12 protein-coding genes, 1 tRNA gene and 1 pseudogene are annotated in these 14,559 nt (G+C 63.9%); 11 read left to right on the top strand and 3 right to left on the bottom strand.

Annotated elements, in window-relative coordinates; translation table 11 throughout:
- Positions 1–2 precede the first annotated feature (2 nt).
- The 4 genes and pseudogenes from AC3WJU_RS18975 (at position 3) to AC3WJU_RS18960 (ending at position 3,648) form a co-directional block, all read left to right on the top strand.
- Positions 3–698 (top strand): annotated as a pseudogene (locus tag AC3WJU_RS18975) (lysophospholipid acyltransferase family protein).
- Between the two features lie 10 nt (positions 699–708).
- Positions 709–2,259, top strand: coding sequence for a ribosome biogenesis GTPase Der (gene der / locus AC3WJU_RS18970; protein WP_284991602.1), 1,551 nt, complete (start codon positions 709–711; stop codon positions 2,257–2,259).
- Positions 2,260–2,386: 127 nt separating this feature from the next.
- Positions 2,387–2,463, top strand: a tRNA-Pro gene (locus AC3WJU_RS18965).
- Positions 2,464–3,297: 834 nt separating this feature from the next.
- Entirely contained in the window at positions 3,298–3,648 is a 351-nt protein-coding gene (locus AC3WJU_RS18960) for a zinc ribbon domain-containing protein YjdM (RefSeq protein ID WP_332603335.1), read from the top strand.
- A 107-nt stretch (positions 3,649–3,755) separates the two neighbouring features.
- Here the strand turns inward: AC3WJU_RS18960 and AC3WJU_RS18955 are convergent, their stop codons facing one another.
- Positions 3,756–4,202 carry a MarR family winged helix-turn-helix transcriptional regulator gene (locus AC3WJU_RS18955; RefSeq protein WP_492260571.1) on the bottom strand — a complete coding sequence of 149 codons (447 nt, stop codon included), beginning with the start codon at positions 4,200–4,202 and terminating at the stop codon, positions 3,756–3,758.
- Positions 4,203–4,375: 173 nt separating this feature from the next.
- Here AC3WJU_RS18955 and AC3WJU_RS18950 point away from each other — a divergent pair, with 173 nt between their 5' ends.
- Positions 4,376–5,599 (top strand): MFS transporter, encoded by a 1,224-nt coding sequence (locus AC3WJU_RS18950; RefSeq protein ID WP_306963679.1) that lies wholly within the window; start codon positions 4,376–4,378, stop codon positions 5,597–5,599.
- 59 nt (positions 5,600–5,658) lie between these two features.
- Here the strand turns inward: AC3WJU_RS18950 and AC3WJU_RS18945 are convergent, their stop codons facing one another.
- The gene (locus AC3WJU_RS18945; RefSeq protein ID WP_492260570.1) at positions 5,659–6,549 is read right to left on the bottom strand and encodes a DNA-formamidopyrimidine glycosylase family protein; all 891 of its coding nucleotides are present in this window, start codon (positions 6,547–6,549) and stop codon (positions 5,659–5,661) included.
- A 163-nt stretch (positions 6,550–6,712) separates the two neighbouring features.
- On the opposite strand from AC3WJU_RS18945, the gene gcvH reads away from it, so the two are divergent.
- The 5 genes from gcvH to AC3WJU_RS18920 all read left to right on the top strand — a co-directional run bounded on the left by gcvH (position 6,713) and on the right by AC3WJU_RS18920 (position 9,794).
- Complete coding sequence (gene gcvH, locus AC3WJU_RS18940) at positions 6,713–7,099, top strand: glycine cleavage system protein GcvH (protein WP_284991596.1); 387 nt, start codon at positions 6,713–6,715, stop codon at positions 7,097–7,099.
- Between the two features lie 141 nt (positions 7,100–7,240).
- Positions 7,241–7,720 (top strand): FHA domain-containing protein, encoded by a 480-nt coding sequence (locus AC3WJU_RS18935; RefSeq protein WP_234753790.1) that lies wholly within the window; start codon positions 7,241–7,243, stop codon positions 7,718–7,720.
- A 20-nt stretch (positions 7,721–7,740) separates the two neighbouring features.
- Positions 7,741–8,457, top strand: a complete 717-nt coding sequence (ftsR, locus tag AC3WJU_RS18930) for a transcriptional regulator FtsR (RefSeq protein WP_059389162.1) — start codon at positions 7,741–7,743, stop codon at positions 8,455–8,457.
- Complete coding sequence (locus AC3WJU_RS18925; RefSeq protein ID WP_059389161.1) at positions 8,457–8,960, top strand: bifunctional nuclease family protein; 504 nt, start codon at positions 8,457–8,459, stop codon at positions 8,958–8,960. The genes ftsR and AC3WJU_RS18925 overlap by 1 nt, the downstream gene beginning before the upstream one ends.
- Before the next feature lie 240 nt (positions 8,961–9,200).
- Positions 9,201–9,794: a MerR family transcriptional regulator gene (locus tag AC3WJU_RS18920; RefSeq protein WP_059389160.1), complete on the top strand. Its 594-nt coding sequence runs from the start codon at positions 9,201–9,203 to the stop codon at positions 9,792–9,794.
- A 112-nt stretch (positions 9,795–9,906) separates the two neighbouring features.
- Here AC3WJU_RS18920 and AC3WJU_RS18915 read toward each other — a convergent pair whose 3' ends face one another.
- Positions 9,907–10,725: a ParA family protein gene (locus tag AC3WJU_RS18915; RefSeq protein WP_492260569.1), complete on the bottom strand. Its 819-nt coding sequence runs from the start codon at positions 10,723–10,725 to the stop codon at positions 9,907–9,909.
- Positions 10,726–11,039: 314 nt separating this feature from the next.
- Here AC3WJU_RS18915 and AC3WJU_RS18910 point away from each other — a divergent pair, with 314 nt between their 5' ends.
- On the top strand, positions 11,040–14,435 hold the full coding sequence (locus tag AC3WJU_RS18910; protein ID WP_332603338.1) for a pyruvate carboxylase: 3,396 nt from the start codon (positions 11,040–11,042) through the stop codon (positions 14,433–14,435).
- Positions 14,436–14,559 lie beyond the last annotated feature (124 nt).

The raw sequence follows: 14,559 nt of genomic DNA, 5'->3' as shown, positions 1-14,559 counted from the left end.
TGATGTGGAGCCGGCCTGTTGGCTGGCTGTTGGACCATGTCCTGTACCGGACCGCGATAACGGGACGTTCCAATGTTCCCAAATCCGGCCCGGTCATTTTCGCGGGCAACCACATCAGCTTCTTGGACGGGCCGGTGATGTTCGGCGCGGCTCCGCGGGCCATGCACATCCTGGTCAAGAAAGAGATGTTCAAGGGTTTCCTTGGACGGGTGCTTCGTGCCTCGGGGCAGATTTCCATCGACCGCTCCGGTGACCGCTCGGCTCTCCAGCTCGGAAAGAAAGCGCTCGACGCCGGCCGTTGCGTGGGGATTCTCCCTGAAGGAACGCGGGGGAGCGGCACCGCCGGCAACATCAGCAACGGCGTCGCATGGCTCGCGCTGATGTCCGGGGCCACAGTGATTCCCGTGGCTATCCTCGGAACGCGGATCGGCGACGAACACCGTGACTCCATTCCGAGGCTGCGCCGACATCTGCACGTCAGTTTCGGAGCCCCCTTGAATGTGACCCGCAGAAATGGCGAGTCGGGGCGTGTTTCAATGGACAGGGCGGCCGCGGAGATCCGCGCTGCGCTGGCTGGACACGTCCAGGATGCCGTCAAGACCACCGGTCAGTCCCTTCCGGGGGACTAATGCACCGGCCCACAGCCAATGCAGCACCGCCAAGAAGAAGTAGCCGGGACGCCGGCAGATCACCACTAAGGAAAGTGCAATGAGCGATACGACTCACAAATCCGGCAACATCGGAGCCGGCGACGACGAATACACGCCCACCGGCACCGACCAGGTGGCTGAAAACCTCGCCGCCCTGGACGACGACGAAGCCGAACTCCGTGCAGCCTCCCTCCGGGCGGGCCTGGAAGACTACGACCTCGACGAGGACGACGCAGCCCTGCTGAGCGGACTCTACGACGACGAAGGCGACGACGGCCCCCTCAAGCTTGACCCGGTCCTGGCCATCATCGGCCGCCCCAACGTCGGCAAGTCCACGCTGGTGAACCGCATCCTTGGCCGCCGCGAGGCCGTCGTCGAGGACACCCCGGGCGTTACCCGTGACCGCGTCATGTACTCGGCACATTGGAACGGCCGCAACTTCACGCTGGTGGACACCGGTGGCTGGGAGCACGATGCCAGGGGCATCCACGCCCGCGTCGCCGAGCAGGCCGAGATGGCCGTGGAACTGGCCGACGCCGTGCTCTTCGTGGTGGACTCCGCCGTTGGCGCCACTGCCACGGACGAAGGCGTCATGAAGATGCTGCGCAAGTCCAAGAAGCCGGTCATCATGGTGGCCAACAAGGTGGACGACTTTGCGCAGGAAGCGGACTCGGCAACGCTCTGGGGCCTTGGCTTCGGCGAGCCGTACCCGGTGTCCGCCCTCCATGGCCGCGGCGTTGCCGACCTCCTGGACCACGTCATGGACACCTTGCCGGAGTTCTCCACGGTGGAAGGCGTCGAGCGCTCCGGCGGTCCCCGCCGCATTGCCCTCATCGGCCGCCCGAACGTCGGCAAGTCCTCTTTGCTGAACAAGCTGGCCGGCTCCGAGCGCGTGGTGGTTGATCCCCTCGCCGGGACCACCCGCGACCCCGTGGACGAATTCATCGAACTCGGCGGCCGCACGTGGCGCTTCGTGGACACCGCAGGCATCCGCCGCCGCCAGCACATGGCGCAGGGCGCGGACTTCTACGCCTCCCTGCGTACGCAGGCCGCGCTCGAAAAGGCGGAGGTCGCCGTCGTGCTCCTGGCCGTTGACGAGGTGCTCAGCGAACAGGACGTCCGCATCCTGCAGCTCGCCATCGAGTCGGGCCGCGCGCTCGTCCTCGCGTTCAACAAGTGGGACCTGCTCGACGACGAACGTCGCCGCTACCTTGAGCGTGAAATCGAGCAGGACCTGGCACACGTTGAATGGGCTCCGCGCGTCAACATCTCCGCCAAGACCGGCTGGCACAAGGACCGTCTTGTGCCCGCACTGGACCTCGCCTTGGAGAGCTGGGACAAGCGCATCCCCACCGGACGCCTCAACGCGTTCCTGGGCGAGCTCGTGGCTGCCCACCCGCACCCGGTCCGCGGCGGCAAGCAGCCGCGCATCCTGTTCGGCACCCAGGCGTCCAGCCGTCCGCCGAAGTTCGTGCTCTTCACCACGGGCTTCCTGGACCCCGGATACCGCCGGTTCATCACCCGCCGGCTGCGGGAAACCTTTGGCTTCGACGGCACGCCGATCGAGGTCAACATGCGCGTCCGCGAAAAGCGCGGCAAGAAGCGCTAATTGAGACGCGCATCACAGATGACACCCGCCAAGGTGGCATTGAGAACCTCGAACATCGTGTAAGCTTTTTGAGGTGGTTCGGCCGGACTGCTTAGGTGAAAACCTAGGCGGAGAACGGCAGGACTGACGGGCTGTAGCGCAGCTTGGTAGCGCACTTGACTGGGGGTCAAGGGGTCGCAGGTTCAAATCCTGTCAGCCCGACCAGAAAGCCGTGGGAACTCTAGGGTTCCCACGGCTTTTGCGTTAAGCGTTGGTGTTGCAGTGAGTGCGTGGACTCCGCTCATCTGAAGGGATCGTCAGCGCTGGGATGTCGGATTCTGCTCAATCACTCGAATGGATTAACTTCGGACCCGCGAAATCACGAGGGCGGCAACTTCGGCGAAGAGAGTGATCCAGCAGAATCCGACGGTGTTCCCGAGATTCTCGCCCGACCTGAACACGCCGTCCTGACCTTCTTTGACGGGCCAAGGCGTTGAAACGACGTGACTCGCGGTGTCGCAAGCGCTTTCCCAAACCAAAGAAGGTCAGGATGGCGCATGCATCGAGGTGCGGAATGATCCAGCAGAATCCGGTGCTGTCGGAGGAAGGCGTACTCATTTCCAAGGCCATGGGCACAGACCGCGAGAGATCAATTTGCAGCAGGGGACAACTTGGCGGGCAATTCCAAAGGTAGCTTGACGCCGAGGGCGCTTTCTAAATGGTCCTTTTTGAGATCTGTGTTTCACCACAGTTTGCGCTCGAGGTATGTATGACGCTGACAGTGACCAAGGCTTAGGCTTTGACAAGGCTTATTGGAAGCACGGAATCAAGAGTGTCGCGGCCGTTAAATTCGTGATGGACGGGCCTGGTACCTGGCAAGGAACCGATTGGACCACCACAGCTTATGGAAACAAGATCCGTTGCAAGTAAGGATTACCGGTCCTCGTACTATGGCCAATGGGTTGGAGGTACTCTCGGCTCGAAGACCGCTTACTGTCTTGGTTACACTGTTTGCCCCTGCTGTCTACGTGTTGCACCACCCCCGACTATCATTGGACGGTGAGTGAAACCCTGCCCCCTTGCCCCGAATGCGCCAGCGAATACACCTACGAGATGGGCGCCTTGCTGGTTTGCCCCGAGTGCGCCCACGAATGGTCGCCGGTCGCGTCTGATGAAGCGGCATCAGAGTCCACGGAGATTAAGGACGCCGTGGGCAATGTGCTCGCGGACGGGGACACGGTCACTGTAATCAAGGACCTCAAGATCAAGGGGAGCGCCACGGCCATCAAGGTCGGAACCAAGGTCCGCAACATCCGCCTCGTGAACGGCGTGGGGGATCACGACATCGACTGCAAGGTGGACGGCTTCGGCCCCATGCAGCTCAAGTCCAGCGTGGTCAAGAAGGTCTGACGCGCCCCCAAAGGCAACCCCAGTCCCAAAGACAACAAACCCCCGCCGTTCCACTGGAGGAGCGGCGGGGTTCGTCGTTTCGCGACTCCCCGCACGGGAAACAAACCTCAAACCCCCTGCAGCGCCCCCAACGCCTTCACCAGCGGCTCGAGCTCCGGCACCGATTCAGCGGCCGCCAGCGATTCCGCAAGGGTTTCGTCGTGGACCGGACGAGCCGCCAGCAACAGCTTCTGGCCGGCCTCGGTAAGCTCCGTGTAGATGCCGCGCCGGTCGTCCGCGCACAGGATCCTGGTCAGCAGTGCGCGGTCTTCAAGCCGGTTCACCAAGCGCGTCGTCGCGCTGCTGGACAGTGCTGTGGCCCTAGCGAGCTGCTGCATCCTCATGTGCCAGCCATCCTGGCGGCTCAGAGCGTCCAGCACGGCGTACTCGACCACCGAGAGATCCGCGGCGGACTGCAGCGCTTTCTCCAGTGCTGCCTCGATATTGCCGTGCAGCGCAGCGAGAGTCCGCCACCCCTGCGCGCGCACCTCAACGGCGTCGTCCTTGATGCCCATGTCTCCCGAAACTCCTGCCGATTGATGAAGAATCCAGACGCACGCAAAGTAGTTGCTTGCGCAATTACATGGCGTGTGCAACTATATATGCAGCGTCTGCAACTAATATTCTACGGTTCTCGGCGGCGCACTTCCACTCTCACGGGAATCCATCCCCACAAAGGAGCAACAACATGCCCGCAGGGTTGATCGCCCTTGCCCTGGGCGGATTCGGCATTGGCTTGACCGAGTTTGTCATCATGGGCCTCTTGCCCGAGATTGCCGCTGACTTCGGAGTCAGCGAAGCGGCCGCAGGGTGGTTCATCACCGGCTATGCGCTCAGCGTTGTTGTCGGCGCCCTTCTTGTGACGGCGGCCGTCACCCGCCTGCCCCGCAAGCCTGTGCTCATCGGGCTCCTCGTCCTGTTCATCGCCGGCAACTTCCTCTCCGCCATCGCGGACAGCTACCCGGCCATGCTGATAGGGCGCATTGTCGCCGCCCTCTGCCACGGCGCGTTCTTCGGTATCGGCTCAGTGGTGGCGGCCGGTTTGGTTCCGGCCCACAAGAAGGCGGGAGCCATTGCCATCATGTTCACGGGCCTCACCGCCGCCAATGTGCTGGGCGTGCCCTTCGGAACGTTCCTCGGCCAGAACTTCGGCTGGCGGTCCACGTTCTGGGCTATCACCATCATCGGCGTTGTCGCGCTCATGGGCATCGCCCTCATGGTCCCGCGCACCACGGAAGGGACCGCGACCAGCAGCCTCCGCAGCGAGCTTGGTGCATTCACGTCCGGCCAGGTGTGGCTGTCCATCGTCGTCACGATTCTCGGCTTCGGCGGCATGTTCGGCGCCTTCACCTACATCGCCTTCACCCTGACCGAGGTCTCCGGATTCGATCCGCACGCCGTCCCGTGGCTCCTCGTCCTGTTTGGGGCCGGGCTGTTCGTCGGCAATATCGCCGGCGGCAAAGCGGCCGACAAATCCATCGACAAAACCCTCATGGTCATCCTCGCGGGCCTGGCGCTGGTGCTCGTGTTCTTCGCGCTCACCGCCGCGAGCCCCACGGCCACCCTGTTCTCGCTGGCACTCATGGGCGGCTTCGGCTTCGCTACCGTCCCGGGCCTGCAGATGCGCGTCATGCACTTTGCCGCCACCGCTCCCACCCTCGCCTCCGGCGCGAACATCGGCGCCTTCAACCTGGGTAACGCCCTCGGCGCCTGGCTGGGCGGCGTCACCATCACCATGGGCCTGGGTTATACCTCGCCGATCTGGGCCGGGGCCGCCATCACCGTAGCGGCACTGCTCGTCATGATCGCCGCCGCGGCGGCGGCCCGGCGTGGGGGAGCGGCGCAGTCCGCTTCCGCACCGCAAGCAGCCCCCGACGTCGTTCGCGAACCTGAGGAGGCACCGGTCGCCTAGGCGAACCGCAAGGAAGCCCGCCACCTGTTTTTCAAGGACAGCGGCGGGCTTCCGGGGGTTCAGGAGCCGTCGCTGCTGCCGCGTTTGGCCAGGATCTCGCCGTTGGTCTGGCACGTGGGACAGTACTGCAGGGAAGTCCCCACGAAGGCCACCTCCCGTACGGTGTCCCCGCAGACCGGACACGGCTCTCCGGTCCTGCCGTGCACGCGCATCGAGGCTTTCTTGGCGGGCTTCAGTTCGTCGGGCAGCTTGCCTGCGTATTCCCGGGCCGCTCCCGCGAGTATGTCCTTCATCGTGGTGAAGAGGCGCTCCACCTCCTCCGGCTCCAGCGACGAAGCGTGGGCAACCGGAGACAACTTCGCTGCGTGGAGGATTTCGTCGCTATAGGCATTCCCGATACCCGCGATGAGTTTCTGGTTCTTCAGGACCCCCTTGACCTGCTGCCGCTTCGTGAGAAGCCTGCTGAACTGCTCCAATCCGAAGGCCGGATCGAGGGGATCCGGGCCGAGCTCGGCAATGCCATGGACTTCCTCGGGCTGACGAACGATGAAGAGGGCCAAACCCTTCCAGGTGCCCGTGTCGGCAAGCGTGACGTCGTAATCGTGGCCATTGTTCGAAAAGCCCAATTGCGCGGCGAAGTAGCCGGCTGTCGCGGTCGCTTCAGTGTCCCGTTGGTTGTCGGCGAACCATAGCCAGCCGGACTTCGCAAAACTGACAACCAAGTAGGCGGGCTCCGCATCGGCGCCCTGGGATACGGCAACCATCTCGAAAACGACGAATTTCCCCCGCCGGCCGACCGCTTCGACGGTCCGCCCGATCAGCGATTCATGGGGAATATCCGCCATTTTCAGGGCGAACGCCGATGGCAGACGGAACTGCGTGAGCCGCGCCCCGGACAGTTGCTCGTCCAGAAAGTCGGTCAAGGCGGTGATTTCGGGCAGTTCCGGCATGATCGCGCTCCTCCGACGGCGTTGCAGGACTATGCGGCTCGAGTCTGCTTCCAATCATTCCAGACACCTGTGGGGAGGGGGCATGGATGTGCTTATACTTTCAGCGGTGGCCGGATGACCGGGCCGCCGTCGTGGTCCGAAATGTCCCGATGAAAGGCGACTCATGAGCAACATTCCTGCCGATCTTTCCTACACCGCCGAACATGAATGGGTCAGTGCCCCGAATGCAGACGGCGTCGTGCGCGTCGGCATTACGGACTTCGCCCAGGATGCACTCGGCGATGTCGTGTACGCCCAGCTGCCCGAGCCCGGCACCACCGTGAAGGGCAACGACGTCGTGGGTGAAGTCGAATCCACGAAGAGCGTGAGCGACATATATGCCCCGGTCAGCGGCGAAATTATTTCCCGCAACGAGGCTCTCGACACCGACTCTGCCCTGATCAACTCGGATCCCTACGGTGACGGCTGGCTGTTCGAGGTAAAGCTTTCGGAAGCTGACGCCATCGAGACCCTTCTCAGTGCATCAGAGTACGAACAACAGGTAGGCTAAATGGTATCTGGCCCGCCAAGTCGGTTCTCCCCGGAACGCCGGGAGCGACGGCGGCGGGCCAGCGACCTGTTTGGCCCGGGGGAACCGGGCAGTTGCGTAACCGGCAGTTTTGTCAACTGCCGGCGGATGAGGAGGATTTCCATGGTTGGCGGCAAGCGGAACCACGCCCGGGACGAGCACGGTGCTGTAGAACAGCCAACCTCGGAGACCACCTCAATCCAGCTCACGCCCGTGCGCCACCACGAGCCGGATGCCCGTCCGCCGCTGGCCGCCGAGGAGCGCGCCGCGGTCCAGGCATTGCCTCCTGGATCGGCCTTGCTGATTGCGCACACCGGCCCGAATGCCGGCGCGCGGTTCCTTCTGGACTCCGACACCACCACCGCTGGCCGCCACCCGGATGCGGACATCTTCCTGGATGACGTGACGGTTTCGCGCAAGCACGTGGAATTCGTGCGTACCCCCGAGGGCTTCGAAGTGGTGGACACCGGAAGCCTCAATGGCACCTACGTCAACCAGGACCGGGTGGACAACGTCCTGCTCAAGAACGGCAGCGAGGTCCAGATCGGGAAGTTCCGCCTCACCTACTACCTGAGCCCTGCCCGCGCAGCAGGCCAAGACTGATTCCGGGTACGCCTGTGGCACTGCCCCAGCCGGAACGGCGAGGACCGCAGGTCCTCAACATCGGGGAGGTCCTCGCCCAACTCAGCGACGATTTTCCCACCATGACGGCGTCCAAGATCCGTTTTCTTGAGGAAAAGGGACTGATCAATCCGAAGCGCACTCCTGCCGGGTACCGGCAATACGCCGAAAGCGACGTCGAGCGCCTCCGCTTCGTGCTGGCCCTCCAGCGTGACCAGTACCTGCCCCTGAAGGTCATCAAGGACTACCTTGACGCGATCGACCGTGGCGAGCGTCCCGAAAACCTCCCGCCGGGCGTGTCGGTGTCCCCACGGATTGTCTCGGACGAACTTGCGGCCGAGCTGCAGGGCCGCGCACGCGCCCTGAGCGAGGAACAGTTGCGGACGGAATCCGGGGCCAGCGTCCCGCTCTTGCAGTCCCTCCTCAGTTACGGGCTCATCAGCCACGTCAACGGCAAATTCGACGAACACGCCCTTCAAGTGGCGCGTGCCTGTGTCCAACTTGAAAGCCACGGACTTGAGCCGCGGCACCTCCGTCCGTTCCAGGCCGCGGCCGAGCGCGAATTCGGCTTGGTGGAGCGCGTCGTCGCTCCTCTGACGTCCCGCAAGGACGCGGCATCGCAATCCAGGGCTGCTGAAGCCGCCCGGGAAATCAGCGAACTCTGCCTCAGCCTGCATCGAGCCTTGGTGCAGGACCGTATCTCCCGTATGGACGCATGATGATTGAGGTCGAGATCGTTGGAGTGCGGATTGAACTGCCTTCAAACCAGCCTCTGGTCCTCCTCCGTGAGATGCACGGGGAACGCCATGTCCCTATTTGGATCGGCACGCCCGAAGCAAGCGCTATCGCCCTGGCCCAGCAAGGCGTGGTGCCGCCCCGGCCGATGACCCACGATCTGATGATCGACGTCGTTGAAGCACTCGGCCACACGATCATCAGCGTGAACATCGTCGCGGTCGAGGACAACATCTTCTACGGCCAACTCCAGTTCGACGACGGCACCGTAGTGAGTTCCCGCGCTTCCGATGCGCTGGCGCTTGCCTTGCGGGCGAAATGCCGCATCTGGTGTGCCGACGCCGTCATGGAAGAAGCCGGCGTCCGGATCACCGAACACGACGAAGGCGAAGACACCGAGCCGGGCCCCGAAGTTGACGAGGAACGGGAATTGCGCCGCTTCCGGGAGTTCCTGGACGACGTAGAGCCCGAGGATTTCGAAGGCTGAAGGTAGCCTAAGGTTAAAGTTGAGGGTGAAAGTTTCGACACGATCTGAAAATGCCCGGACGTCTTTGACCTAAGGCTCCCGCACGCCTAACGTCGAAGATATCAAGTTCCCGTTGCATGCAGGTCGCGCGCAAGTCACACTGAAAGGTGCGGACGCGTTGAAATTACACGAGTGCATTTCCCCTTTCGTGTTGCCCCCGTATGCACCATCCCCAAGGGAACTTCTGACAAGGAGGGTCACGTGAGTCCCAAAGGCGAAGCAGGCGAGCTAAAGCAGGCCTCGACAGGCGTTGCTGTACCCGCAAGCGGTGCCCAGGGTCTGCTTTTCACCGAGGACCTTCCGGTCCTGGATGAAGATGCCGGCTACCGTGGCCCCACCGCGTGCAAGGCGGCGGGGATTACCTACCGCCAGCTGGACTACTGGGCACGCACAGGCCTTGTTGAACCCGCCGTGCGGGGAGCCGCCGGTTCCGGATCGCAGCGGCTCTATGGCTTCCGGGACATCCTGGTTCTCAAAGTCGTCAAGCGGCTCCTGGACACAGGCGTGTCCCTCCAACAGATCCGCACGGCCGTCGAACACTTGCGCGAACGCGGAGTGGAAGACCTGGCGCAAATCACGCTCATGAGCGATGGCGCGAGTGTCTATGAATGCACTTCAGCGGACGAGGTCATTGACCTGGTGCAGGGCGGCCAAGGCGTATTCGGCATCGCAGTGGGCCGCGTCTGGCGCGAAGTCGAAGGCAGCCTAGCTGCGCTCCCGAGCGAACACGCGGTAGAACAGCCCTTTCCGGACGACGAACTCAGCAAGCGCCGTTCCGCCCGCCGCACCGGCTGAACCGCCGTCGGGATTGCCGCCAGCGGCCACTGAAGACCAATGAAGCCGCCTTCCGACAGGAAGGTGGCTTCATCTTTTTTTGAAGGGGGTGGCTTCTGGCTCGCAGAGCCGCTCAGCGCTTACGGCGTTCCCGCGTGCCGTTGTTCGAGGACAACATGTTCTCCAGGAGCGAGTCGAACAGCTTGGCGGTGTTCTTCGCCGAGTCGCCAGGCCAGTGGTGCACGGCGTGGGCGGCCCCCTGGATTTGCTGCCAATTCGCCTGCTCCGGAATATGCGGTGCCAGCAACAGCTCGCCGAACATCGATTCCATCTCGGCGAGCCGGAACGTGTGCTCGGACGAGGCGGGACGGACCCTGTTGGCAACGATCCCTGCAGGAGCCAGCTGGGGAGCGAACTCCTGGCGGAACAATTGGATGGCGCGCATGGTGCGTTCCGTGCCGGCCACCGAGAAGAGCCCTGGTTCGGCAACAAGGACCACGCGGTCACTCGCGCTCCAGGCCATGCGGGTGAGGCCGTTGAGGGACGGCGGGCAGTCGACGAGTACCAGCTCGTACTTTTCGGCCGGGGCAAGGACAGCAGTCAGGCGGCGGAGATCGCGGCGCCCAAGATCTGGCCGGTCGTAGATTCCGGTGTAGGCGGATCCGACGGCGACGTCGAGGGCCGTCCCGCCGCCGTCGCCGCGGGGGTGGTCAACCCAGCCGCTGCTGACCACGTTGTCCAAGAGTCTCGCCTTGCGGGGGTTCTTCAGCATGCGGCCAATGTCGAGCTGGTCGCCGGCCTGGACGCCGAGGGCCGTAGTGGCGTCGGCGTGGGGATCCAGGTCCACGACAAGGGTGGGGATCCCTGCGGCCAGTGCGGCCGAGGCCAACCCAGTGGTTACGGATGTCTTGCCCACGCCGCCTTTGAGGCTGCTGATGCTGACTACTTGCACTTGAAAACCCAAAACCTAACGCCGGTTGCCGTGTCGCGGTGCTTGTGTTCCGGCCTTGCCGGAACCGGGGCCCTGCCGCTGCCCTTCAACATCATATGTTGAGTGGCAACAGATTCCTGCCTTATCGGCCCGGAGCGGCTTTGACGGACTATTACTTCGCTGGCTTATTAGCACGTGAAACTGCATCGTGCGCGAAGGTACACTGCTCGTGACGAATTCCTGTGTGACTGTCACCACAAAGATTTGTGTTTGGGTATGGAGGTCTTACACACTGTGACCACCGACCGTTACACCCGCAATGATGCAGGAGAAGCATGTTTTCCAAGATTCTGGTGGCTAATCGCGGCGAAATCGCGATCAGGGCCTTCCGCGCTGGCTACGAACTCGGCGCCAAGACCGTAGCGGTCTTCCCGTATGAGGATCGCAATTCGATCCACCGGCAGAAGGCTGATGAGGCTTATCTGATCGGCCAGGAAGGCCATCCGGTCCGCGCGTACCTTGACGTGGACGAGATTGTCCGTGTCGCCAAGGAAGCGGGTGCAGACGCAATCTACCCGGGCTACGGATTCCTGTCCGAAAACCCGGACCTCGCCCGGGCAGCGCAAGACGCCGGCATCACGTTTGTGGGCCCTCCCGCGGAGGTGCTTGAGCTTGCCGGCAACAAGGTAGCCGCACTCGAGGCCGCCCGCAAAGCCGGTGTGCCGGTCCTGAAGTCCAGCGCACCGTCCCGCGACGTCGACGAACTCATCGCCGCGGCGGACCAGATCGGATTCCCGATCTTCGCCAAGGCCGTCGCCGGTGGCGGCGGCCGGGGCATGCGCCGGGTGGAGACCCGCGAGGATCTCCCGGAGGCCCTCCAGTCGGCCATGCGCGAGGCGGACGCTGCGTTCGGCGATCCCACGATGTTCCTCGAGCAGGCAGTGCTGCGTCCCCGCCACATCGAGGTCCAGATCCTGGCCGATGCCGAGGGCAATGTCATGCACCTCTTCGAGCGCGACTGCTCCCTGCAGCGCCGCCACCAGAAAGTCGTGGAAATCGCTCCGGCCCCCAACCTGGACGAGTCCATCCGCCAGGCCCTGTACCGGGATGCCGTGGCTTTCGCGAAGGCCCTGAACTACGTCAACGCCGGAACAGTCGAGTTCCTGGTGGACACCGAGGGCGAACGCGCCGGCCAGCACGTCTTCATCGAGATGAACCCGCGCATCCAGGTTGAGCACACGGTCACCGAGGAAATCACTGACGTGGACCTCGTCCAGGCGCAGATGCGCATCGCCTCGGGGGAGACCCTCGCAGACCTCGGCTTGAGCCAGGAGACGGTATTCATCAAGGGTGCAGCCCTGCAGTGCCGCATCACCACGGAAGATCCCGCCAACGGATTCCGGCCCGACGTCGGAAGGATCACCGGCTACCGTTCCGCGGGCGGCGCCGGCGTCCGTCTCGACGGCGGCACGGTCTACTCGGGTGCCGAAATCAGCCCCCACTTCGACTCCATGCTGGTCAAGCTGACCTGCCGCGGACGCGACTACCCGGCCGCAGTGGCCCGCGCCCGGCGCGGCCTGGCCGAGTTCCGGATCCGGGGCGTGTCCACCAACATCCCCTTCCTCCAGGCCGTCCTGGCCGATCCGGACTTCATTGCCGGCAACGTGGCGACCGACTTCATCGACAAGCGCCCCGAACTGCTGAAGTCCCACGTCTCCGCTGACCGCGGAACCAAGCTCCTGACCTGGCTGGCCGATGTGACGGTCAACAAGCCCAACGGCGAACTCAAGGTCCACTCGGACCCCGCAGCCAAGCTCCCGTCGATTGCCGGGACCGTTGCACCGGCCGGCTCGCGCCAGAGGCTGCAGGAATTGGGCCCGGAAGGCTTTGCGAAGGCGCTGCGCGAGCAGCAGGCCGTGGCCGTCACGGACACCACCTTCCGCGATGCCCACCAGTCGCTCCTCGCAACCCGTGTCCGTACCCGCGACCTGGTCGCGGCCGGTCCCGCGGTCTCCGCCCTTCTGCCCGAACTGCTCTCGGTCGAAGCCTGGGGTGGTGCCACCTACGACGTCGCCCTGCGCTTCCTCGGCGAGGATCCTTGGGACCGGTTGGCCGCCCTGCGCAAGGCCCTCCCGAATGTCTGCCTTCAGATGCTGCTCCGTGGCCGCAACACGGTCGGGTACACGCCCTACCCCGAGGAAGTCACCGAGGCGTTCGTCAACGAGGCCGCGGCAACGGGCATCGACATCTTCCGCATCTTCGACGCCCTCAACGACGTCAACCAGATGGCTCCGGCCATCCGCGCGGTGCGGGCCACCGGCACAGCAGTAGCGGAGGTTGCACTCTGCTACACCGGCGATCTCCTCGACCCAAACGAGAACCTGTACACCCTCGACTACTACCTGGACCTCGCCCAGAAGATCGTCGACGCCGGTGCGCACATCCTCGCCATCAAGGACATGGCCGGACTGCTCCGCCCGGCGGCCGCAGCCAAGCTTGTCAGCGCCTTGCGTGAACGCTTCGATCTTCCGGTCCACCTGCACACGCACGACACCGCAGGCGGCCAACTGGCCACCTTGCTGGCTGCCGTGGAAGCCGGCGTGGACGCCGTCGATGTCGCATCAGCCTCCCTGGCCGGTACGACGAGCCAGCCGTCGGCGTCGGCGCTTGTGGCTGCCCTGGCACATACCCCGCGCGACACCGGGCTCAGCCTGGCCAGTGTCAGCTCCCTGGAGCCCTACTGGGAAGCGGTCCGCAGGGTCTACGCGCCGTTCGAGTCCGGGCTTCCCGGTCCCACCGGCCGGGTGTACCAGCACGAAATCCCGGGCGGCCAGCTGTCCAACCTGCGCCAGCAGGCCATCGCGCTGGGCCTTGGCGAGCGTTTCGAGGCCATTGAGGACATGTACACCGCCGCGGACCGCATTTTGGGCCGCTTGGTCAAGGTGACGCCGTCGTCCAAGGTCGTCGGCGATCTCGCGCTGCACCTCGTGGGAATCCACGCCGATCCTGCGGACTTCAACGAAAACCCACAGAACTACGACATCCCGGACTCCGTCATCGGCTTCCTGTCGGGCGAATTGGGAGATCCTCCCGGAGGATGGCCGGAGCCGTTCCGCACCAAGGCGCTCCAGGGCCGCAGCATCAAGGTCCGCGACGTCGAACTGAGCGCCGAAGACAGTGCTGCGCTCAAGGGCGATTCCAAGTCCCGCCAGCGGACCTTGAACCGGCTGCTGTTCGAGGGGCCCACCAAGGACTACCTCAAGAGCGTGGACACCTACGGCAATTTGTCGGTACTTGATACCCGCGACTACCTTTACGGTCTCCAGCTCGGTGCCGAACACGTCATGGAGCTCGAAAAGGGCGTGCGCCTGATCGCCTCCTTGGAAGCGGTCTCGGAGCCCGACGAAAAGGGCATGCGCACCGTCATGTGCAAGCTCAACGGCCAGTCACGCCCGGTGGTGGTTCGCGACAAGTCCGTTGTCAGCAACGTGAAGGCCGCGGAGAAAGCGGATGCGTCCCAGCCCGGCCAGGTAGCAGCGCCGTTCGCCGGTGCCGTGACCCTGACCGTCAAAGCAGGCGACGCCGTCAAGGCCGGCGACACGGTCGCCACCATTGAGGCGATGAAGATGGAGGCATCCATCACGACGCCGGTAGCCGGCACGGTCTCGCGCCTCGCCATCAACAACGTCGAGCAGGTCCAGGGCGGCGATCTGCTGATCGTGGTCGAGTAGCAGCCCGCTCCTCCGCGGAGCACGCAACAAAGGAAGGTCCCGGGCTGTTGAACTGCTCCCCGGAAGTTGGACTGAGAAATCAGTTCTGACTTTCGGGGAGCAGTTTTATGCATGGAAGAAGTTC

The organism is Arthrobacter sp. FW306-1B-F12A, assembly GCF_058781865.1.
Note: the sequence above shows the minus strand (reverse complement) of the source record. Positions and strands in the feature narration are given on the sequence as shown.